Source organism: Selenomonas sp. oral taxon 136 (assembly GCF_001554015.1).
In the GTDB taxonomy this organism is placed as follows: domain Bacteria; phylum Bacillota; class Negativicutes; order Selenomonadales; family Selenomonadaceae; genus Centipeda; species Centipeda felix.
The window spans coordinates 1291539-1312451 of the sequence record NZ_CP014239.1 but is presented as its reverse complement, the minus strand read 5'-3'; the positions used below and the strand labels follow the sequence as shown (position 1 = coordinate 1312451).

Annotated in this window: 20 protein-coding genes and 1 pseudogene; 6 read left to right on the top strand and 15 right to left on the bottom strand. The window is 56.0% G+C overall.

The genetic code is table 11. From position 1 onward, the window contains the following. Positions 1-78: 78 nt before the first annotated feature. Together AXE86_RS06360 and AXE86_RS06355 are read left to right on the top strand one after the other, a co-directional pair. Positions 79-1314: a serine hydroxymethyltransferase gene (locus AXE86_RS06360; RefSeq protein ID WP_050341991.1), complete on the top strand. Its 1236-nt coding sequence runs from the start codon at positions 79-81 to the stop codon at positions 1312-1314. A gap of 492 nt (positions 1315-1806) precedes the next feature. Next, positions 1807-2211 (top strand): hypothetical protein, encoded by a 405-nt coding sequence (locus AXE86_RS06355; protein WP_157040584.1) that lies wholly within the window; start codon positions 1807-1809, stop codon positions 2209-2211. Positions 2212-2365: 154 nt separating this feature from the next. On the opposite strand, the gene AXE86_RS06350 is transcribed toward AXE86_RS06355, so the two are convergent. Together AXE86_RS06350 and AXE86_RS13265 are read right to left on the bottom strand one after the other, a co-directional pair. Further along, positions 2366-3262 carry a hypothetical protein gene (locus AXE86_RS06350; protein ID WP_061946959.1) on the bottom strand — a complete coding sequence of 299 codons (897 nt, stop codon included), beginning with the start codon at positions 3260-3262 and terminating at the stop codon, positions 2366-2368. 77 nt (positions 3263-3339) lie between these two features. Then, positions 3340-3486: pseudogene (locus AXE86_RS13265) on the bottom strand (secretion protein HlyD); the annotation flags it as partial. A 297-nt stretch (positions 3487-3783) separates the two neighbouring features. Between AXE86_RS13265 and AXE86_RS06345 the strand changes: the two are divergent. Continuing rightward, entirely contained in the window at positions 3784-4380 is a 597-nt protein-coding gene (locus tag AXE86_RS06345; protein ID WP_061945686.1) for a hypothetical protein, read from the top strand. Between the two features lie 303 nt (positions 4381-4683). Here AXE86_RS06345 and AXE86_RS06340 read toward each other — a convergent pair whose 3' ends face one another. The 5 genes from AXE86_RS06340 to AXE86_RS06320 all read right to left on the bottom strand — a co-directional run bounded on the left by AXE86_RS06340 (position 4684) and on the right by AXE86_RS06320 (position 10160). After that, positions 4684-5583, bottom strand: coding sequence for a Ppx/GppA phosphatase family protein (locus AXE86_RS06340; protein ID WP_061945684.1), 900 nt, complete (start codon positions 5581-5583; stop codon positions 4684-4686). Positions 5584-5587: 4 nt separating this feature from the next. Then, a complete protein-coding gene (locus AXE86_RS06335) occupies positions 5588-6589 on the bottom strand; it encodes a pyridoxal-phosphate dependent enzyme (protein ID WP_061945682.1) in 1002 nt (333 codons plus the stop codon). Positions 6590-6599: 10 nt separating this feature from the next. Then, entirely contained in the window at positions 6600-8462 is a 1863-nt protein-coding gene (locus tag AXE86_RS06330; protein ID WP_061945680.1) for a phosphoethanolamine transferase, read from the bottom strand. Between the two features lie 11 nt (positions 8463-8473). Next, a complete protein-coding gene (locus tag AXE86_RS06325; protein ID WP_442983646.1) occupies positions 8474-9214 on the bottom strand; it encodes a peptidoglycan-binding protein in 741 nt (246 codons plus the stop codon). Between the two features lie 115 nt (positions 9215-9329). Then, positions 9330-10160, bottom strand: coding sequence for a menaquinone biosynthesis protein (locus AXE86_RS06320; RefSeq protein WP_061945676.1), 831 nt, complete (start codon positions 10158-10160; stop codon positions 9330-9332). Between the two features lie 62 nt (positions 10161-10222). Between AXE86_RS06320 and AXE86_RS13255 the strand changes: the two genes are divergently transcribed. Both AXE86_RS13255 and AXE86_RS06310 read left to right on the top strand, forming a co-directional pair. Continuing rightward, positions 10223-10348 carry a secretion protein HlyD gene (locus tag AXE86_RS13255; protein ID WP_071884749.1) on the top strand — a complete coding sequence of 42 codons (126 nt, stop codon included), beginning with the start codon at positions 10223-10225 and terminating at the stop codon, positions 10346-10348. Between the two features lie 566 nt (positions 10349-10914). Then, on the top strand, positions 10915-12411 hold the full coding sequence (locus AXE86_RS06310) for a serine hydrolase domain-containing protein (RefSeq protein ID WP_061945672.1): 1497 nt from the start codon (positions 10915-10917) through the stop codon (positions 12409-12411). Between the two features lie 410 nt (positions 12412-12821). Here the strand turns inward: AXE86_RS06310 and dhaL are convergent, their stop codons facing one another. The 8 genes from dhaL to AXE86_RS13250 form a co-directional block, all read right to left on the bottom strand. Beyond that, a complete protein-coding gene (gene dhaL / locus AXE86_RS06305) occupies positions 12822-13457 on the bottom strand; it encodes a dihydroxyacetone kinase subunit DhaL (RefSeq protein ID WP_061945670.1) in 636 nt (211 codons plus the stop codon). Positions 13458-13465: 8 nt separating this feature from the next. Then, positions 13466-14470, bottom strand: a complete 1005-nt coding sequence (locus AXE86_RS06300) for a dihydroxyacetone kinase subunit DhaK (RefSeq protein ID WP_061945668.1) — start codon at positions 14468-14470, stop codon at positions 13466-13468. 38 nt (positions 14471-14508) lie between these two features. Continuing rightward, on the bottom strand, positions 14509-15177 hold the full coding sequence (locus AXE86_RS06295) for a class II aldolase/adducin family protein (protein WP_006690680.1): 669 nt from the start codon (positions 15175-15177) through the stop codon (positions 14509-14511). Between the two features lie 41 nt (positions 15178-15218). Continuing rightward, positions 15219-16577 carry a PTS galactitol transporter subunit IIC gene (locus tag AXE86_RS06290; protein ID WP_006690681.1) on the bottom strand — a complete coding sequence of 453 codons (1359 nt, stop codon included), beginning with the start codon at positions 16575-16577 and terminating at the stop codon, positions 15219-15221. Positions 16578-16606: 29 nt separating this feature from the next. Then, on the bottom strand, positions 16607-16888 hold the full coding sequence (locus tag AXE86_RS06285; protein ID WP_006690682.1) for a PTS sugar transporter subunit IIB: 282 nt from the start codon (positions 16886-16888) through the stop codon (positions 16607-16609). A gap of 101 nt (positions 16889-16989) precedes the next feature. Further along, complete coding sequence (locus AXE86_RS06280; RefSeq protein WP_061945666.1) at positions 16990-17445, bottom strand: PTS sugar transporter subunit IIA; 456 nt, start codon at positions 17443-17445, stop codon at positions 16990-16992. Positions 17446-17806: 361 nt separating this feature from the next. Beyond that, positions 17807-18457, bottom strand: coding sequence for a deoxyribose-phosphate aldolase (gene deoC, locus AXE86_RS06275; protein ID WP_061945664.1), 651 nt, complete (start codon positions 18455-18457; stop codon positions 17807-17809). A 35-nt stretch (positions 18458-18492) separates the two neighbouring features. Next, positions 18493-19500 (bottom strand): SEC-C metal-binding domain-containing protein, encoded by a 1008-nt coding sequence (locus tag AXE86_RS13250; protein WP_061945662.1) that lies wholly within the window; start codon positions 19498-19500, stop codon positions 18493-18495. Between the two features lie 237 nt (positions 19501-19737). Here AXE86_RS13250 and AXE86_RS06265 point away from each other — a divergent pair, with 237 nt between their 5' ends. Then, entirely contained in the window at positions 19738-20910 is a 1173-nt protein-coding gene (locus tag AXE86_RS06265) for a phosphoribosylaminoimidazolecarboxamide formyltransferase (protein ID WP_061945660.1), read from the top strand. Positions 20911-20913: the final 3 nt, after the last annotated feature.

Below are 20913 nucleotides of genomic sequence, written 5' to 3'. Positions count from 1 at the left end.
GGAAATATTGTGGTATACTGTGGGCATGGAAAACGTCAACAGTATCCTTTCTTTGTCGATTTTTAAGGAGAATTGCCCATGAAACGCGAAGAAGTCGTCCATCATCTCGAAGCCTTCGACCCCGAGATCTACAACCTCCTGCAGGAAGAACGCCAGCGCCAGCGCTACACACTCTCGCTGATGCCGAACATGAACGCCATGTCGCCGTTCGCAAAGTATCTTGAGGGCAGTATCCTCACGAACAGCTTCTTTGACCGCAGCGACGAGACCCCGACCGGCGGCCTCCACCTCGAGGCCATCGTGCGCGACCGTGCAAAGCAGCTCTTTCACAGCGACCACGCCATCGTCCGCCTCGGCAACATCGTCGCCGCCTCACGCGTTGTCTTTCAGGCGCTCCTCGCAGAGGGCGACATGGTACTCTCCCTCAACCTGCGCAAAAAGGATCACGTCGCGGGACTCTCCTACCGCTTTGAGAACTACGGCATCGAGCCCGGCACGCAGGAAATCGACTGGGGAGCAGTGCGCGCGCAGGCAGAGCGCGTCCGGCCGCGGCTCATCATCTTTTCCCCGGTCAGCTTCCCGCGCACGATCGACTACCAGATCCTCTATGAGATCGCACAGACCGTGGACGCCTACCTCTGGGTCGACATCAGCCAGAGCGTCGGCCTCGTCGCATCCAAACTCATCCCCTCGCCCGTCCCCCTCGCCGATGTCGTCACGTTCTCCACGCGCGACTCCCTGCGCGGGCCCGACGGCGCTGTCGTCCTCACGAAGGCGGAGCTCGCCTCGCGCATGGATGCTGCCGTCATCAACACGGGGCATGAGGCACTCCACATGAACCACCTCGCCGCGCTCGGCGTCGTCCTGCGCGAGGCAGCCAGCGAGCGCTACCGCAACTACGCCGAACAGGTCGTGCAGAACGCACAGGTGCTCGCTCGCACCCTCGCCGACCACGGCGCGTCCGTCCTCTGCGGCGGCACGGACACACACCTCGTCCTCGCCTCCACGGCGGCGGGCGTTGACATCGGCACGGCGGTCAAGGTCATCGGACAGATGGGCATCCGCGTCAAACTCGACACCATGCCCACAATGGATCCGGGACTCTTCCTCCACGCCCTGCGCCTCTCGACCTCGAACCCGACGACCCGAGGAATGCGCGAGGAGGACATCGCCTACATCGGCTCCCTGCTCGCAAAGCCGCTCTCGACCGTCCTCACACCCGAGCAGATCGAGGCAACGCGCAAGGAAATCGTCGCCCTCGTCAAAGACGCCCCCCTCTTCGCCGACGAGTGGATGGGCGATTCTGAGAGCTAAGGAAATATTGATAAATTCTTTTGTTGCATGATTGGCCTCCGAAATATTATATAATAGAGGGAAACAGCAGCACGACGAGAGAGGCAACATCATGGTGCAGCACCCCTTTACTGAAATGAAATGTCGATTGTTAGGGAAGAGCTGATAAAACAGGCCCGTGGATTGATGCAGATTTTTTCCTGTCAAGGAGACAAACCGGACGCATAGCAGAGGCTATGTGGAGGATTTGCCGACAAAAAGGGGGGCAAAAGGATGCGCTAAGATGGCGGTGCTAAATTTATCTGTGCTTCCTTAATATGGAGGAATGAGATGATGTTCGGAAGACAATATTTCAAAAAGATAGGCATTGTGTTCTTTTTCTGCTTATTTATTAGTCCTATATGTGTTGCTCAACGTCCCGTGGAATACACAAGGAATCTCGGAGCTATTCCGATAAGTTGTTCTATATACAAGGAGCAGACGTCAATCAATGGTATCTGTGTAGGGGATTCTATGAAAAAACTGCTTGCTGCTTTTGGAAAGCCGTATCATACGTCACAATCAGACCATAGAATAGACCTTTCCTACAAGGGAGCAAGTATTCAATTGACCGCATGGGATTTGGATGATAATTATATCGTAACCTCAATTACCGTAGATGGGAGAGGCGACTTTAGTACAGCAGATGGTGTGCGTGTCGGAATGTCAGAAACTGTATTATCCAAAATATACGGCACAGCAGATGGTGTATCTACGGAAAGACATAAGGCCCCGAAGCTTTCTGAAAAAGATAATGAGGAGTATCGGAAACGTTTCGACAAAACGATATATGCATATAATGTAAACGAGTCTGTGACAATGTGGTTTACGGTAAAGAACGGTATGATAACCTCAATTAAAGTTCGTGCCAGTGAATAGTGATATACGCAAACGCTGCAGATAGGAATCACTGAAACATACGGTATGCCAAGATGGTCATGTCGAATTTATCAGTGCTTCTTCCTAAGTCTCTACACACACAGACAAAACGCGCCTCTCCGTCCATGTACGGAGGGGTGCGTTTTCGTATGTGCTATGCCTTTTTTTCGAGCATCTCCTGCATCTCCCCAAGGGTCTTCATCGGATCGGCATAGAGTGCATACCCCATCATGGATGAGGCCGCGAATTTGATGGCGAACGGATACGGCTGATGTGCAACAAGATTTGCCATTTGGTTAACCGCTGCTCTTAGCCTTGTCTTGTCTGGATCATGGTTCGCGATGAGAAAGATCAGCTCGATGTTTTCTTCGGATATCGTGATATGATGCTTTTTCCCCGCCATATCCGAAATCAGTCCAAGCTCGCATTTCTGCCGGAACACCTTCGCCATATCCGCACAGAACTGATGCATCGCCGCGCCGCCGACAAATGCCTGAACATCATTCAGATGAGCGACCAGCCCCGCCGAACCATCCAGCGCATCATCGCCATACTTCATCTCGATCACAGCGAGCGTCGGTGCTCCCTCGTCCTTTCGGGCAGACACGGTCGACGGCCATTTCACAGCGACCATATCAAACCGCGCATTCGTCCCCTCTGCATCGCGATAGACATACTCCACATCAGCGATATAGTAATCCGTTGCATGCGAGATCGCGCCATGCCGATTATTCTCCCGTACGACGACCTGCTGGAACTCCCGCTCATACTTCCGATTCTCCGCGAACCAGACATCCATCGCATGCTTATACAGTGGGATACGTTCGACTGCCACGCAGATCGAAGGATTTGCCGCCATCCCCGCATTATACTTCGTATCGAACGTGAGCGTATAGCCCATCACGCCTCGGTCTATGCGGAAGAGGCTGCCGCCGCGATAGTAAATATTCGCCGCGTACTCCCCTCGAAATTCCAAATCAAGGGTGTCATCATGCTGCACGTACGTGAGCAGGTCGTGAAGCGGGCCACCCTTTTGAAAATCGTGGAACATATTTTCGCCCAATGCTCTTTGATACAAGCCCCTCACCTTTCTCTCTCATCAAAAGAATATTGCTTCTGCCCGTATAAAGGAAGTACTGATAAACTCAGCACCGTCATCTTAGTACATCTTTCTCCCCCTGTCTGCGCCCTAGAATCCTCCACATAGCCTCTGCTATGCGTCCGGTTTGTCACCTCGTTCGGACAAAAAAAGCTACGCCAATCAGCATACCTCATTCTATCAGCGAATCCTTAAGGAATCACTGATAAATTCGGTACAACCATCTTGACGCATCTTTTTTGCCCGCACTTCGGCGGAAAATCCTCCACAGAGCACCACTCTGCGTCCGGTTTTCCACCTCGTTCGGACGAAAAAAATCTGCGCCAATCTGGCAGACCTCATTTTATCAGTGATTCCTTAAATATTTTTTTCTTTCTTGCAGGAATATTCACCCCCCCTAGAATATTACAATATATTAGATGCTCATGAAGTATCTCAAAAGATTATTAGTATGTATTACAGGAGGAGTCTTTATGAACATTGTAAAAAAAATACTCAAAGGAGTTATCGCCATCTTTCTCGTCCTTGTGGTCATCGGTATCGTAGTAGGAAAGGATGACACAAAAAAGGACAATACTCAGACAGCCACGCAGACAAGCTCATCAACTGAGACGAAAAAAACCGAGGACAAGGCAGCCTCGACGAAAGCCCCCGAATGGAACACGTCCGAGATGGATGCCCAAAAGAACGGAAATATAAAAATCGCAGCAAAATTGGTCAAAAACGATTCAAATCTAGCGGCAAAGGCAGAGACTGCCTCCGCAGCCGAGGTAATCAAACGGCCTTGGGATTACTACGGAAAAGTTCTAAAATTTGAAGGAACTGCCGGTATCTTACAAGACTATCCTGCGGGATCGGATATCGGAAAAATACTTGGCGGAGAAAGCTGTGAGGTGGTCATGACTATCGGCAACGAAAAAACCATCGTAGACGGTCTGTTACGTGGGACAACAAAAGGCCTGAGCAAAGGGCAACGGGTCGTAATTTATGGGTATCCTGTTGGTATCTCGGAGGTTCCGAATAAAGTCGGTGGTAAATTTACGCACCTTGTCATCGTTGGTGTAAAATAATTCTATCACATAACAATCGAAAAAAGACGCCCACACAGGCGTCTTTTTTTGTGGAACGATTCTTAAGGAATCACTGATAAATTCGGCACAACCATCTTGACGCATCTTTTTCGCCCGCTTTTCGTTAGCAAATCCTCCACATAGCCCTCGCTATGCGTCCGGTTTGCTGCCTCAATCGGACAAAAAATCTACGCCAATCTGGCTGACCTCATTTTATCAGTGATTCCTTAATCCGATGTGCCGCTGCCGATGCCGCACGGATCTCCCCTGCCATCGGCATAGGTTGGCACAGAATGTATGGTCTCAAAGAATCTCCGCGCGGATATAGCCCTCGCGCACGCCGCCGTCGCTGCACGTGATGTCCTCGGCGGCAAAGGTCTCCGCGAGGACGCGGGCGATGATCATGCCGGGGACTATGTTGTGGAGGCGGTCGGGCGCGGCGCGCAGGAGGAGGGCGGTGTCGCGCTCCTCGAGCGGACGGCCGCTGCCGAGCATGGCAATCATCGGTGCGAGTGCTGCCGCAGCGATACATCGCTGTGGCTCCATCGGATAGAGGAGTGCATGGAGGCGGCTCGTGCTGCTGAGCACTCCGCCGAGCCCGACAAGATGCTGGGCGCGCAGGGCGCACACCGCAGGCATCTCCACGAGGATCTCCCGCACATCCGCCTCGATCGCCGCACACTCCGCGGGCGTCGGAAAGAGCCCCGTCACATGGGCGCGCCGCAGGGCAAGCGAGCCGAGCGGCAGACTCCACCGTTCCTGCATCGTGCCCCCCGCAAAGGAGACGATCTCCGTGCTGCCGCCGCCGATGTCCGCCATGATGCCATCCGCATAGGGGATGCTCGCCGCCGCCCCGCGAAAGGCGTACGCCGCCTCCTCCGCGCCCGAGAGCACGCGGATGCGAACGCCCGTGCACCGCTCGATCTCCGCGAGCACCGCAGCGCGGTTCGTCGCTGTGCGCAGCGCCGCCGTCGCAAAGGCATGGACGCGGCCGATGCCGAGGGCGTCGATGAGATCCACGAATCCGCCGAGGATCTTTATCGTCAGGTCAACGCCCTCGCGCGTAAGCCGCCCATCGGCGAGACAGCCCGCAAGTCCCGCCGTGTGCTTGCGCTTCATGAGCATCGTAAACGTATCGCCCTCGATCTGATAGACCGCCATGCGGATGGTGTTCGAGCCGATGTCGATGATCGCGTGCAGCATCGCGCTACCTCTTGAGCCCGCTGCCCGGGATCGGCACAATCACGCGATAGTTGTCGGGCATCCCCTCGGCAAAGAACGCCCGCGCCCCCGCGAGCGCCGCCGCGGCCGTCAGCTCCGCATAGATACCGCGCTCCCCGAGCGCCTTTGCCGCCGTCAGGATCGCGCCGTCCTCCACGGCGATCGCGTCTCCCTGACTGCTGCGCAGCGCCCAGAGAATCGCCTCCATGCGCGGCGGCTCCTCCACGCGGATGGTCTCGGCGATCGTATGCCGATACGGCGTGCGCGGGAACCCGTGAAACGCATCGACGACGGGCGCGCACTTCGTGCTCTGCACACCGACGAAATGCGGCAGGCGGCCGATCTCCTCGAACCCCTGATAGAGCCCGAGCAGCATCGTCCCGTTTCCGATGGGGACGAAGATATAGTCGGGCACGGTGCCTCCGAGCTGGTCATAGATCTCATACGCCATGCTCTTGACCCCGTCGATAAAGAGCGGGTTATAGATATGGGAGGCGTAGTAGGCATCCCCGAGCTCCTCCTGCGCCATCGCCATGGTATGTGCACGGCCATTCGGCACACGGACAATGTCCGCCCCATACGCTGCAATCTGCTTGACGCGCTCCGCCGACACATCGTCGGGGACGTAGACGCGGCACGCGATCCCCGCCGCCGCCGCGTACGCCGCCACTGCCGCGCCCGCGTTGCCCGCCGTGTCCAGTGCCACCTTGTCGATACCGATATGCGCCAGCTCCCCGATGAGCCGCTTTGCCCCGCGATCCTTGAACGAGCCGGTTGGCTGACGATCCTCCATCTTGAAATAGAACCGCCGCCCGTCCATCATACGCGGCAGGAGGGGCGTGGGCACCTCGCCGAGCGTCACCCCATCATGGACATCCTTTGCATCCATCGCACTCTGGTACAGACGGAACAGGCCGCCGCACTCACATTGAAAAGAATGCGTCGCAACGGGATACTCCTTTTTGCATTGCTCACAGAAAAAGTGCATCGTAATCCTCCTATTCCTTCCCATCAGCAGGCGCAACAGGTGCGCCCGCCGCATATATCGGCGGATCGACATCCTCGGTCAATGCATGCATCCCGAACATCGTCGTCAGTGTCTCGCGCGTGAACCCGTACGTAGACGCCGAGAAATCCTGCCGCGGATCGTAGCGGTTGTTCGGCGCACCGAGGAGGCCACAGACCGTATCGTACATCATATCGTTCGTAAAGTACGCATCCCGCCGCCCCGTCAGTGTCGCCGTGCGGCGCGGCATCGCGGCGCGGTATTCGGGCGAGAGATAGATGAACATGGGAATGCGCACCATATCGAACTTGAACACATCGGGATTGTGCGAGATCTGCAGATTCTCTCCATGATCGGAGAAATAGACCATCGCGCGCAGGTTCAGATTCTTCTCCGCATAGGCAAAGATCTCCGCGAGGATATGATCCGTATAGAGAATGCTGTTCGCATAGGACGGCGCACTCGTCGCCGTCGAGTCCCCCGCCGTCGAGGCGAACTTCGCCCACGTATCGGGGTAGCGGTTGTTGTAGTAGATATGACTGCCCATCAGATGCAGGACGACGAAGTTGTTTGCCTTTGGATCAATACGTGTCAGGTATGGGAGCAGACTCTCGTCATACTTTGTCGTGAAATTGTAGGAGTCATCTGTCCACTCCGCCACGTCCGCCGTCTTGGCGACCATCGTGATCGCACTGTCGAACTGCCCATAGCGCCCCTGATTGCTGAACCAATACGTCTTGTAGCCGATCTTCTTCGCCACATCGAGAATCGACGCCGACTCATAGAACTCCTTGTCGTTGTACTGACTCTTCTCCGTCAGCGCGCGCTCCAGCACGGGAACGGTCTGCGTCCACGAGGAGTATACATTCTGATAGATCAGGAATCCGTCCCGGCTCGCCATACTCTCCAGCCACGGCGTATCCTCGTACGGGAAGCCCGGCGTATAGGCGTGCATATAGTCGCGCGACGCCGACTCACCGATGATAAAGATCACCGTCCCCGGCGCACGTGCGGCAAGCGTATTCTCCAGATCAATGATGAGCGACTCGTAGCGCTCGCCCTGATTTAGTCCATACGACTGCGTCTCCTCGACATACGAGGTCACGTCCTTGTATACCCCTGCAATCGAGCACTCGGGCACGAGGGCAAAGAGAACGCCTGCCGCGACCACCATAACCGCGACGAGCGCGCCCATGCGCGAGCCCTCTGCGCTCGGATAGATATGGCGCGCGAGCACGAGGTAGCTGCGGTAGAGGAGATAGACAAAGAGGAGCAGCAGCACCCCGATGCCAAGCGCGGGCAGCGTCCCCACCGTCGACTCGATGTAGTCACCCGCCTCGTGCCAGTTCGTCAGATAGAGCGCCATCAGTGAGGCGGGACTGAGCGCGTGCCAGACCGTCATATAGTACGCGATCTGCGTCAGCGGGATGAGTGACATGAGAAAGCCGAGCACAGCGAGCAGTGCCGCCGTCACGCGCCGATGGCCGAGCCGCAGGAACGCCCCGCCGAGTGCAGCGAGCGCAATCATCTGCGCCGTCCCGATAAGAAAGTCAAAGTAGATCAGTGACTTGTACCAGTCCTGATGGTACGTCCACGCATAAAGCAGCGGGAACGTCAGACCCCAGAGCAGCCCCGGCACCATCGCCCCGAGCATCCCGCGCGAAAAGAGTGAGACGCCCGTCCCATACTGCAGCAGCATAAGGACAACAAGGACAGGAATGAGCCCGGGGAGAAAATACTCCGCGCCCATGTCCTGTCCCATATTGATATAGGCGGCGACCATGACCAGAAAATAGATGCCCGCCGCCGCCGCATAGCGGATCCACTCATTGGTCCGCTCCACACTTAGCTTCATGAACGAATCCACTACTCCATAATAAAGATCTCAAGATCCTGTCGACCGAAGGACAGTGCCTCCGCGTGTGTATCAAAGGCAACGTCGATACGATAGCCGTTGATTGCATAGCCGATGTCCTCTGCCACAGCCTCGCCGTAGCCGGGGATAAAGACGTGTGTCCCGAGAGGGATCACGGACGGGTCAACGGCGATCACACCGCGGCGCACGAGCGTCCCCGTCGCCGTATGGCTGCCGTTGCCGGGATCGTACGCACTGTACGCCGTCGCCGACACGTAGACCGAGCGTCCGCCGCCGCGGCTCACCTGCGGGGGGCGCTCCTCGACGATGCCGAGGGCCACGGGGTCATAGTCCGCCCCGCCCGACAGCGCGTGGTAGGTCGCCTCGCCGCAGATCCCATCCACGGTGAGCTGATGCGCCGCCTGACAGCGCTCGATTGCCTCGCGTGTCATGGGGCCCGCGATCCCGTCCGCTGCCCCTGCAAGATAACCGCCCTGAATCAAAAGCTCCTGCACGTGCTTTACCGCACCGCCGCGCATCCCCTCCTTGACGAGGATATGTGCTGCCTCGGCGGGCATCTGCACCACCAGCGGTGCGCAGATCGCCAGTGCCGTTCCTGCCGCAAGACCGCGGCGCAGCGTCCGCCGCGTCACCCGACGCTGATGTCTCAAAATATGTTTCAGTGCGAAAAGGAGTTTTCGTATCCGTGTCATCCTCGCGCTCCCTTCATCTCTCAACGCACTGCGAGCCATTCCCTCATCGACGACACACCTCATACACCTCGATTGGCCGTATGGAATCCGCGCCCTCCACGCAGCGCATCCATTTCTTTTGATGGAAATATTTTACTATAAAGAAGGAAATCCGTCAAACCTGCGCCAACTCGATCACAGGAGCACGCGCGATCAGCCCGTCCTCCGCCGCATACCGATAGAAGCAGCGCAGCCCCTCCAGCGTCTCCGCGTCCAGCTGCCAGACCACGGCGTGACCGAGATACGCCGTCAGCTCCGCGCGCGTAAAGCGCCCATCCGCGAGCACCTCGCCGATCGCCGCGTCCTTTACGCGCGCCCAGTGGCGGAACGCCCCTGCGATGCGCCCGTGCACCATGCGGAGTGCCACGGGGTGCGCCGCCGCGAACGAGCGCGCCGCCGCCCAGATCCCGAACACCATGCGCAGCCCCGTCAGCAGCTTCCACTCACGTGCGAGGTCGTAGATATAGATCCCCTCGGGCGGATGATGGTAGAGCTCCAGCGCATCATCACCGATGAACATCGACGCCGCCGCACCGCCCGGCACGGGGTCAGCGGGCGTGAGTGGCCGCACCTCATACGTCGGCGCGGCATCATAGCGGCGGTGCAGAATGATCTTCAGCAGCACATGGGACGAGGCGGACTTATCCGAGAGCAGGACGCGCTGCGTCCCGATCTCTTCTGCCGGCATACGGCTCACGAGGAGCACGCTCCGCACGTCACCGTCCGAGGCAATGCACACATCGGGCAGGATGAGCAGATCCTCCGCATGGCGCGCATAGGTGATCGACGACACCCCCGACACATCGAGATTCTTCGCCTCAAGCCGATCGTTCAGCTGTGCAGGCACCGCACGCAGGATATCCAGCCCCTCCGCCGCCCCATGCGCGAGCGCATACGTCAGCGGCAGCACATTGAGAAACGCAATATGACCCATGCGCGGCACCATGCGCAGCCCTCCTCTGAATCGAAGGAATCACTGATAAAATGGGGTATGCCAGATTGGCGTAGATTTTTTGTCCGCTTGAGGCAGCAAACCGGACGCATAGCAGAGGCTATGTGGAGGATTTGCTAACGAAAAGCGAGCGAAAAAGATGTGTCAAGATGGCCGTGCAGAATTTATCAGTGATTCCTTAAGTTACACCTCTATTATAATCCCAATGCGCCAAAAAATACAGTATGTTGAAAATATATCTTTCCCATTTGTTTGGTCATCTCTAGGGAAATACTGATAAGGTGCTTGCCTCCTGATTGACACTGCCAAACTTCTCCTATATCATAAAAGTGAAAGAGGAGAACGACCGAAGGCGTCAGGCTGTCGGCGGCATTTGCTGTCCGGCGGGGGTGACCTGTAAGCATGGACGCGGCGTTTCCTCTTTCTGCAAATCTAATGGCTCGTTCCGATCTACACGATCTTGAGATCACCACACTCATGATCAAAAATGCCGTCTTGAAAAGATACAGTCATTCGGAAAGGGTTCTGCAATACACACCTAACGCACTGTGGGGTTTCTTGCAACTCACACGGCTTCAGCCGCAAATTCCGTTTAACGCAATCGGATGGATACGGCAGATGGGTACGCACAGCCTGTTCCGCCGTATACAATATTCTTTCTCAGTCCATCGTGCTTTATCGAGAGAACCGTTGTATAATTACCGTTGTATTCTTCTGTCTCGTTTTCATCTTACGAAAGGAGCTTCTCATGCGGAAAAGAATCACCTCCCTGCGCCGCTTCTCCCTTGTCATCGGCGCGGCGTTCCTCTGCGGAATGCCTGCGGCATACGCGGCCTCAAACAACGCTCCTGCCTCCATCGCCGCCGCTGCACACAAGACAGCGGCATCCCCCGTCGTCGGCGACCCTGCCGCACTCCCACAGGGTGCCGCACTCTCTCCTGCGGCAGCAGCACAACTGACCAAGCGCCTGGATGCAATGATCGGAGATACGGGCACGAAAGTGCCGGGACTCGGTGTTATCCTCTACCGCAACGGACAGGAGGTATACCGTCACTTTGCCGGCAGCCGCCGTTTTCTCCGCCAGAACCCGACTACAGCAGAGCCGATCACGCGCGATACACGCTTCCGTATCGCCTCCGTCTCCAAGCAGTTTACGGTATTCACACTGATGCAGCTTGCTGAAGCAGGAAAACTCAGCCTCGACGACGATATGAGCCGCTACCTCGGCTTCTCTCTGAGAAATCCTGCCCACCCCAATACCCCGATTACAGTGCGGATGCTCGCGAGCCACACCTCATCGCTGCGCGACGGCAAAGTCTACAGCATCCCGCCATCGGTCAGCGTGCGCGAGTTCTTTACCCCCGAGGGCCGTTACTACGAAGACGGCGGTCACTTTGCCCCTGCAAATGAAGCTCCTGGACAGTATTTCTGCTATGCCAATATCAATTACGGACTGCTCGGCACCATCATTGAGAAAGTGACAGGCGAGCGCTTTGACCGTTACCAAAAGGAGCACATTCTAAAGCAGCTGGATACGGCAGCAGACTATGTGCCCGGCAATCTTACGAAGCGCGGCTTTGCAAAGCTCGGCACGATCTATCAAAAGAAGGACGAAAACGGCACCTGGAATGAAAATGGCCCCTGGTACGGCAAGGCGGATGACTATAACGGCCGCCAGCCGAAAGCAGAGTCCATCTACCTGCAAAATCCGTACGCAGAGGACATCCAGGGATGGTTTCCCCTCGCAGGCTATGTGCCCGGCACGAATGCAACGATGCTCTCCCCGCAGGGCGGTCTGCGCATCTCCTATGAGGAGCTGACACACGGTTTGGAACTGCTGATGAACGGCGGAACCTATCGCGGGAAACAGATTCTCTCTCCTGCATCCATCCAAGAGATGCTGCGCCCCCAATGGCAGTATGATGCAACGCAGAAAAACGGAAACACCGCCGGCGGCACACTGCTGTCCTATGGGCTTGGCGAACTGCAGATCGCAGGCGACAGCACGGCGCGTGTGAACCGCAGCCATGTGGTCGATCTTGTCGGGCACAACGGCGAGGCGTTTGGTCTGCTCTCCGGCGTATTCTTCCGCCCTGGAACGAAGGACGGCTTCGTCTACATCATGAACGGCGAAGCCGTCGCCGAGGATGACGACCCGCGCAGCGCAGGCACATTCAGCGGCAACTACATCTGGGAAGAGGAGATCATGGATGCCCTGACCGAGGCTCTGCTCTCGAAAGATTAAAGGCCCTCTGATAAACCAGCTCCTCGAATCGGCGTAGATTTTTCACCCAAACGAGATGGAAAATCGGACACCGTATATGAGCCTGTGGCAGTTGCTTCATCGAAGTACGAAAAGTTGTGCCAAAAAAGCTTGAATGTATTAGTGATTCCTTAAATTTGAGAAAGCTGGATTGAACGTCTCTGCAGGATGTATAATCCTTGTGTAAAATCTGCTTTGACATGCTTTTTATGCCAGTTCCCGGTGTCATCAAACATTGGGAACTATTTTTTTACAAAAAAGGCGCTGGTGCACGTTTGTTGCGTGCACCAGCGCCTTTGGCAGAACTTCCTAAAATACCCACTCTGCATTCACGCTGGATGAATACAAAGCGGGCATCTTAACAACATTTGACTATCTTCCGTTCAGCAATGTCAGCGAACAGCCTTTGCAATTCCGCTCACAATATACATCATCGCGGTGGCACCGGGATCCTGCCGCCCGACAGATTTCTCCTGGTAATATGCAGCTCGCCCATGAACAGACTGCATGGTCTTCGTCTTCTCTACACCATCCTTAGCCGCTTCATAGGCTTTCTGCCATGCATCGGAAAGAGTGTCACCAGAAGCAGCCGCTGCACCAAGTGCTTCTACAGCAGGATGGAGTGCATCGAGCATCGTCTTATCACCGGGTTTCGATTTCCCACGCTCCATCACGCCGGCAACGGCGCCCTGCCCCATCTTGACCATATCCTGCAGCCTGAGCTCTGTCTTCCCCTTTGCTGCAGGCGCCGCCTTGATGAAGCACACCGAAATGAGCGTCCCCATCGTCGACGGCACCGTCGCATTCATCTTCATGCCGAGCTTCATCATGATCTTGCCCATATCCGTCTCATCAAGGGCGCGAATCTCCTCTGCCACGGCAGTAAACCCGTTGACCATCGTAAGGCCGAGATCGCCGTCGCCCATGGCGCCGTCAAGTTCGATCAGCTCTTCCTTCGCGCCCTCCATGACGGCAACAATCGAATCAAGGATTTGCGTCAGTTCTTCCTTTCGAACAATATCCACCATGTGCCTCCTTACTTTGTCTGTGCAAAAAACGGAGAATGACACGGAGCATCAAGCAGCTCCTTCAGCTCATCATCCAGACGCAGCAGCGAAATGGACATCCCGGCCATCTCAAGCGAGGTGGCGAATTCACCCACATAGTTGCGGTGAATGAAAATTCCTTTTCCCTTCAGAATCTCCGCCGCTTTGCGATATGCGATGTAGAGCTCCTCCTTCGGCGTAGCCCCAAGGCCATTGATGAGAATGGCGACTGTATCTCCGGACACAAACGGCAGATCCTCCAAAATACGGGAGAGCATCGTCTCCACCGTCGCATCGATTGTTTGCAGTTTCGTCCGCTCAATGCCTGGTTCGCCATGAATGCCCATGCCGATCTCCATCTCGTCGTCATGAATCGAGAAGGTTGCCTTTCCCGCCTCTGGGACAATGCACGGCGTCAGTGCCACCCCCATCGTCCGCGTATTGTCTACTGTTTTCTGGGCGATACGTGAGACCTCATCCAGCGAAAGCATCTTCTCTGCCGCAGCACCGGCAACCTTGTACGCGAAGACAAGTCCTGCCACACCGCGACGTTTATCCTCACTGCCCTTCGGCGCAGAGGCAACATCGTCCGTGACGAGAACCTCACGAACCTCAATGTCGTCCATCTCACAGAGATCCTTCGCCATACCGAAATTCATAATGTCGCCGCCATAACGGCCATAAAGATGGAGAATACCGGCACCGCTGTGAATTGCCTTGTCCACCTCATACATATCCTCTGCACTCGGTGAGGCAAAGACATTGCCGATTGTCACGCCATCGCAGAGTCCATAACCGACATAGCCGAGAAACACGGGCAAATGGCCGGAACCGCCGCCCGTGGCTATAGCAACCTTGCCTTTCTTCTTTGCGTCGACACGTACCATACGGTGCCAGCTGCCGTCCAGAATCTTCAGCTGATCTGAATACGCCGCAATGATCCCTTCCACCGTTTCCCGTGCGAAATCCTCCGGCTTATTGATCAATTTTTTCATCAATGACCCCTCCCTTTTCCTTCCGAGATCGATACGGTTTATTTCTGAAGGAGCTTGATCTCTTTCGGATACTCCCATTTCTGCAGTTCATTCTTCGGAACGGCAGGCGGCTCCTTGCCGCCAAGAACCGTCAATGTCGTCAGATAGATCTCAGCCATCTCCTCGACATAGGAAGCCTTTAGCAGTGCCTCCTTAAGCTCGCTGCTGTCCACAGCAATAACGCCATGCTTCTCCATGAGTGCAACATCCGAAATCTTCAGCGGCTCGACAATGGACGAGGCAAGCTCCGGCGTCCCGGGTCTGCCGTATGGTGCAACCGGGATATACCCCTCCTTGCAGCCAAGCGTAGCAATCTCATAGACGACCGCAGGAATGGGCTTATTCAGCACAGCAAAGGCCGTCGCGATCTTCGAATGCGTATGCGCAATCGCATGGATCTCCGGGCGCGTCTTATATGCCATGAGATGCATCAGCGATTCACTGGTCGGGCGCTGTCCGGTTTCCGCCTCCACCACCTCGGCATTCATATTCATGACAACAACATCATGATAGGACATCTCTTCACGATCCATGCCGGTCGGTGTGATGCAAACCAGCTGCGTCTTTTCGTCACGTATGCTGAAATTCCCCGAACGATGCTTGCAGAGTCCCATGCGGTCTGCTTGAAGTGCATACTCTGCAACCTGTTTCTTCAAATCCTCTAACATAACAGTGCCTTCCTTTCGCGCACAGCAATTTTTCACTGAAATTATGCCTTATTGTCTGCCGTCTCAAGCTCAGCATCGCGCGCCTTCATCCGCTTGAAATACCAAACGAACAGTGCACAAAATGCAATCAGTACACCAACGCCTGCAGCCTCTCCGTTAAACGCATGTGCCAGAGCCCAGCGGAATTCGGGTGCTTCCAGCTGAATCCACGTAATATACTGTCCTGCATTCACCTGCAGTGTTCCTGTCTGCGCCGCCATATCGGTCAGCATACCGGCAAAACTCGTTGCAACCCAGAGATACGTAGGTGTTGCAATAATGCAGATGATAATCATACGAATGAGGTTCCCGCCCGTGACAATCAGTGCCGGAACCGCAACTACCACATTGATAACGGAAGCCAGAGGAATAACATTGTTCATATCAAAGTAGCTGAGGCCGACTGCCCACAGGAGTTCAAACGGAACCAAGATAATGGCAGTCACCCAAAGTTCGGACGAACCAGCAAGGAACGGCCAGTCAAGTCCGACATAAAACTCACGACCCTTAAAGCGAGCCTTCATAAATGCACCCGCTGCGTCAGCGATCGGTGCGAGAGCCTGCATGAAAAGCTTTGCCACCATCGGGAAGAGAACGAGCGAGGTCGCAACCTGCATCGCTGTCGTCAGAACGCCCTTGAGATCATATCCGCCCATGACAGCGATCAGTGCACCGATGAGAAATCCCATCACACTGTTCTCACCAAAGAGGCCGAGTTTCTTACGCATATCCGCAGCATTCATATTGATTGCGTTCAGTCCGGGAACAAAATCCAGAGCACGATTGATGAGTGCCAGCAGCGGAGCCTGCAGCATCATCGGATGTGTACAGGTAACCCCCGGGATCTTGCAGATGCGATACAGCTGCTTCTGTATCAGATCACCATTGATCAACTCAAAGACAATCTGGATGCCTGCGGCAATCAGGCCAAACACCAGACTGCCCGTCAGCCCCATGACCATTGCTGCGACAAAAATCTTCCCCCAGACGTTCCAGAGGTCGACGTTAAGGCAATTCGTCCATTTCAGCGCAAGCATCAAGAGATTGATGCCGATCTGCACAGGGAACAGAATCAATGCATACGGCCACGCCCATGCGATCGCCGCAATCGGCGACCAGCCAACGTCAATCGCCGTCAGATGAAGGCCTGTATGTTCCACCAGCGCCGTTGCCGCCGGTCCGATCGCATCAAACATAAATCCGAGGATGACATTCATGCCGGTGAATGCGATACCGAGCGTCAAACCCGCGGCAATCGCCTTTTTCAGCTTCATCCCCATGGCGAGTCCCAGGATAATCATAACAAGCGGCAAGAAGATCGCCGCTCCCAATCCAAGGATATAATTGACTACATCCAACATAGATAAACTCCCCCATTACAGCGTAAGAATCATGCCTCGATATAAGACTTCAGCTGCTCCCATGTTTCATCCATGCCAACACCGGTCAGGAACGGAATCCCGCTCACTGTCGGCTTGCCATAACTCTCTGCATCGCTGGATACAATGGAAACATAGATATCACACTGATCAATGATACTCTCGAGGGATTTGATATCAACTGCCTCAACAGAGGCATCCAGCCCCTCATCCTCGATCATATTTCCGATCTTGGATGCAACTGTCTGGCTGGTTGCCACACCGGATCCACACGCAACAAAAATCTTCTTCATGTTATCGCCCCTTTCGGCATACGGGCTCCCCACAAATCAGGAAGCAAAAAGCACTCCATTTCGCACCTCTTTAAGGAATACGAAATAATATGACAATATCCTCAGGCAACGACCTTCGAAAGTTTTTCGACAACGGCCTTTGGATCATTTGTCTCATAAAGATCGACAAGTTTTCCCTCGTCACAGAAAATGGACATAAACTTCCCAAGCATAATGACATGTCCCTCGGGATCATCAATGGAGAGCATGAACACAAGACGTGCCGGCACATCTTTTCCAGTGCCGCCCATCTCCTTAAACGTAACAGGATGCTTTAGCCGTGCAACCAGAATCGCCGCCTCAACGGCATGCGCCGCCGCAGCATGCGGCATCGCTATTGCAACCCCCTTGGTATTAAGGCCCGTCGGATAGGCAGCTTCACGTTCCAAAATCGCCTGCGGATAGGAATCTTTTACATACCCTTTCTCCCGCAGTACATTGGCCAGCTTCGTTAAAAGCTCTTCCCGATCAGCCGCCTCCACATCAAATAAAACAAGATCCTCGTGCAGCAATGCCATTCATACCACTCCCAATCAAACCATATTGTTTACGGCGTTTATTATATCATTAACAAAGAAAAACACAAGATCATCTGCAGATTTGTGCAAGAATACAAAATATATGGTGCGTTAGGAAATCATCAATAAAATAGAATTCACCATATGGATACAGTTCTTTTGTATGATTGAACTGAAACACCAGCCATAACGCAAAGGCGATGCCCCTCATAGGTACATAAAAAGCGCAGGAAAACGATTTCCTGCGCTTAACCACGCTTTCATGCCCAATTGGGAGAACACGCTGTCGGTGTATGTATATGAGAAATATGCGTGATCAGATTGGTCAGATCGACTTCGACAACAGCGATTTTCATGGCACTCAGCCCTCTCCGCTGACGATCTTGACGCCGCTGCTCGTCCCGAGGCGCGTTGCCCCTGCGGCGATCATCGCCTCAGCATCCGCACGACTGCGGACGCCGCCCGACGCCTTGACCCCCATCGCGGGGCCCACGGTCTCGCGCATCAGTGCGACATCTGCCGCCATCGCACCGCCCGTGGAGAACCCCGTCGAGGTCTTGACGAAGTCTGCCCCCGCCTCCTGCGCGAGACGGCAGGCCGTGCGCTTCTCCGCGTTGGTCAGAAGGCACGTCTCGATGATGACCTTCGTCAGGGCTTTTCCTTTTGCCGCAGCGACGACGCCCGCAATATCCGCACGCACATAGTCGCAGTCCCCGTCCTTCAAGCGGCCGACGGGGATCACCATGTCCACCTCCTCCGCGCCGTCCGCGATCGCCTGCTGCGTCTCGAATACCTTCACCGCTGTTGGCGTTGCGCCCTGCGGAAAGCCGATGACCGTGCAGGTCTTGACGCCCGTACCGCGCAGCTGCGCCGCTGCATAGGACACCCAAATCGGGCTGACGCAGACGGAGGCGAAATGATACTGTTTTGCCTCGCTGAGCAGCTGGTCGATACCGGCTCTCGTCGCATCCGTTTTCAGCAGCGTGTGATCGATCATTGTTGCAACGTCCATGTGTTCCTCCTGTCGATACGAAAAGTTTTTTCAGCTCACCGTCCGCAGCACTTCTTATATTTCTTCCCGCTCCCACAGGGGCAGGGATCGTTGCGGCCGACCTTCTCCTGCCCTGCGGGGAGCCCAAGCTCTGCCGCGACACGCTCCAGCTCCTCCAAAAATGCCGTGCGCACGCTCTCATGGGGGAACTCCTGCGTGCGGAACTGCTCGCGCAGCTCCTCCACCGTCATGGTCCCGCGCGCGAGTGCTTCGCGCATCCGCGGGCCGATGCTCGCCGTCTGCCGCTGCGTGAAGTCATGCGGCATCAAGGCGGAAAGCTCGGCCGGCGTATGGCCGCGATTGGAAAACAGACGCGCGTGGTTGGTGTAGTCCACGCAAAGCGCAACAAATTCCTCGACCTCGCTGTCACGCTTCATGACAAGCCCCCACTCCTCCGCCGCGCCAAGGAGGAGATGAACATCGCCGTCGACGCGCACGTCGAAAAAGGCCTCCCAGAGTGCGCGCTCTCGCTCGCCTAGGTACCAGTTCTTCGGCATCCGTTTCATCAGAAAGGCAGCGAGTTTTTGCTGCCACGGCGTCGCCTCGACGTACCGCCAATCCGCATAGTACAGCATCTCTTCCTGTGTCGCAGGCACGTAGAGCGGCTTTCCCCGCTGCCGGTTGAGCATATCGGCATACCCCTCGTCCGTATCGAACAGGATACCGCTGATGATGCTGCGCTCCTGCGGCGTGTGCGGCGGTTCATCCGCAAAGCACTCGTCCAGCCCCATGATGTCATAGCCCTCATCCTCATGGCGTGCCAGCGCGGCAAACGTCCAGAACTGCTCCTCCGTAATCGCGCCACGCGGATGATACGCATGAATCAGCTTCCATGCCTCCGCCAGCGAAATCGTACCGTAGAGATTCGCCATCGCGCAGAAATAGTTGCGGAGCAGGTACGACTTGCGGTCGGGCACTCCTGCCGCACGGTACATCTTGTTCAGGCGTCTCCGGTCATACGTCTCGGGGAACTGAATGAACCGCTGTTTGTTTTCGTTTTCCATGGTACCTCCCTCGCGGATGGCAGAATATAGTGTTTTTACAACTTCTTTCACCTACATATTACGTTGCTTTTGCAGCACTGTCAAAGAAAATTCACAGGCAAACGATCCGCCGCACTGCTTTCCGGTCTCCGCTGTGCGCCAGTTGAAAAAATGCCCCCCTCCCGCTATAATAAAAGGAGAATATAGGAAGCACTGATAAATTCAGCGATTCCTTCATCAGCAAAAAGGAGTGCTCACATGGAAGAACTCACCCTCAAATACGGCTGCAATCCGAACCAGGTGCCCGCACGCGTCTTTGCCGACGGCGGGCTGCCCTTTACTGTGCTGAACGGACGGCCGGGCTACATCAATCTGCTCGACGCACTGAACAGCTGGCAGCTCGTGCGCGAGCTGAAGGAGATGGCGGGGCTCCCCGCAGCGGCGTCCTTCAAGCATGTCAGCCCGGCGGGTGCGGCACTCGGTCTGCCGCTCAGCGAGACATTGGCGCGCGCGACACATGCGGCGGGGCGCGCGCTCTCACCTGTGGCGTGTGCCTATGTGCGGGCGCGCGGCGCGGACCGCATGAGCTCCTACGGCGACTTTGCCGCCGTCTCCGATGTCTGCGACGAGAGTCTTGCAGAGTTCCTGCGCGGCGAGGTCTCCGACGGCATCATCGCGCCGGGCTACACGGAGAAGGCACTGGAGATTCTGAAGTCCAAGCGCAAGGGCAGCTATCTCGTTCTTCAGATGGATGAAAACTATACGCCGCCCGCCATCGAGCGCAAGGACGTGTACGGCGTCACGTTCGAGCAGCAGCGCAACGATGTGAAGATCACACAGGACTGCCTCACGGATCGCCCGACGGCGAACAAGGACATCCCCGCTGCCGCCCGCCGCGACCTCCTGCTCGCGCTCATCACGCTGAAATACACGCAGTCAAACTCCGTCTGCTACACGATGGACGGACAGGCGATCGGCGTCGGCGCTGGACAGCAGTCGCGCGTCCACTGCACGCGCCTTGCAGGGAACAAGGCGGATATCTGGCAGCTGCGCCAGAGCCCGCAGGTGCTCGCGCTCCCGTTCCGTAACGATGTGCGCCGCCCCGACCGCGACAACGCGATCGACGTCTACGTCGCGGGCGACGAGGACGACTACGCCCTGCTCGCGGCGGACTGGCAGCGGCTCTTTACGGAAAAGCCCGCCCCCTTTACACGCGAGGAGAAACGCGCCTACCTCCGCACGGTCACGGGTGTCGCCCTCGGCTCAGATGCGTTCTTCCCGTTCGGCGACAACGTGGAGCGTGCCCATCAGAGCGGCGTCTCCTACATCGCGCAGAGCGGCGGCTCGATCCGCGACGACAACGTCATCGCCACCTGCGACAAGTACGGCATCGCTATGGCGATGACCCACATCCGCCTCTTCCATCACTGAGGA

Bases quoted from the DNA above. Each gene is read 5' to 3' on its own strand.
- AXE86_RS06330 (WP_061945680.1), bottom strand. From the start codon at position 8,462: ATGAAGCTAAGTGTGGAGCGGACCAATGAGTGGATCCGCTATGCGGCG.
- AXE86_RS06325 (WP_442983646.1), bottom strand. From the start codon at position 9,214: ATGGCTCGCAGTGCGTTGAGAGATGAAGGGAGCGCGAGGATGACACGG.
- AXE86_RS06350 (WP_061946959.1), bottom strand. From the start codon at position 3,262: ATGTTCCACGATTTTCAAAAGGGTGGCCCGCTTCACGACCTGCTCACG.
- AXE86_RS06265 (WP_061945660.1), top strand. From the start codon at position 19,738: ATGGAAGAACTCACCCTCAAATACGGCTGCAATCCGAACCAGGTGCCC.
- AXE86_RS13250 (WP_061945662.1), bottom strand. From the start codon at position 19,500: ATGGAAAACGAAAACAAACAGCGGTTCATTCAGTTCCCCGAGACGTAT.
- deoC (WP_061945664.1), bottom strand. From the start codon at position 18,457: ATGGACGTTGCAACAATGATCGATCACACGCTGCTGAAAACGGATGCG.
- AXE86_RS06355 (WP_157040584.1), top strand. From the start codon at position 1,807: ATGAAAAAACTGCTTGCTGCTTTTGGAAAGCCGTATCATACGTCACAA.
- AXE86_RS06335 (WP_061945682.1), bottom strand. From the start codon at position 6,589: ATGCACTTTTTCTGTGAGCAATGCAAAAAGGAGTATCCCGTTGCGACG.
- AXE86_RS06320 (WP_061945676.1), bottom strand. From the start codon at position 10,160: ATGGTGCCGCGCATGGGTCATATTGCGTTTCTCAATGTGCTGCCGCTG.
- dhaL (WP_061945670.1), bottom strand. From the start codon at position 13,457: ATGGTGGATATTGTTCGAAAGGAAGAACTGACGCAAATCCTTGATTCG.
- AXE86_RS06300 (WP_061945668.1), bottom strand. From the start codon at position 14,470: ATGAAAAAATTGATCAATAAGCCGGAGGATTTCGCACGGGAAACGGTG.
- AXE86_RS06280 (WP_061945666.1), bottom strand. From the start codon at position 17,445: ATGGCATTGCTGCACGAGGATCTTGTTTTATTTGATGTGGAGGCGGCT.
- AXE86_RS06360 (WP_050341991.1), top strand. From the start codon at position 79: ATGAAACGCGAAGAAGTCGTCCATCATCTCGAAGCCTTCGACCCCGAG.
- AXE86_RS06285 (WP_006690682.1), bottom strand. From the start codon at position 16,888: ATGAAGAAGATTTTTGTTGCGTGTGGATCCGGTGTGGCAACCAGCCAG.
- AXE86_RS06345 (WP_061945686.1), top strand. From the start codon at position 3,784: ATGAACATTGTAAAAAAAATACTCAAAGGAGTTATCGCCATCTTTCTC.
- AXE86_RS06340 (WP_061945684.1), bottom strand. From the start codon at position 5,583: ATGCTGCACGCGATCATCGACATCGGCTCGAACACCATCCGCATGGCG.
- AXE86_RS06290 (WP_006690681.1), bottom strand. From the start codon at position 16,577: ATGTTGGATGTAGTCAATTATATCCTTGGATTGGGAGCGGCGATCTTC.
- AXE86_RS06295 (WP_006690680.1), bottom strand. From the start codon at position 15,177: ATGTTAGAGGATTTGAAGAAACAGGTTGCAGAGTATGCACTTCAAGCA.
- AXE86_RS06310 (WP_061945672.1), top strand. From the start codon at position 10,915: ATGCGGAAAAGAATCACCTCCCTGCGCCGCTTCTCCCTTGTCATCGGC.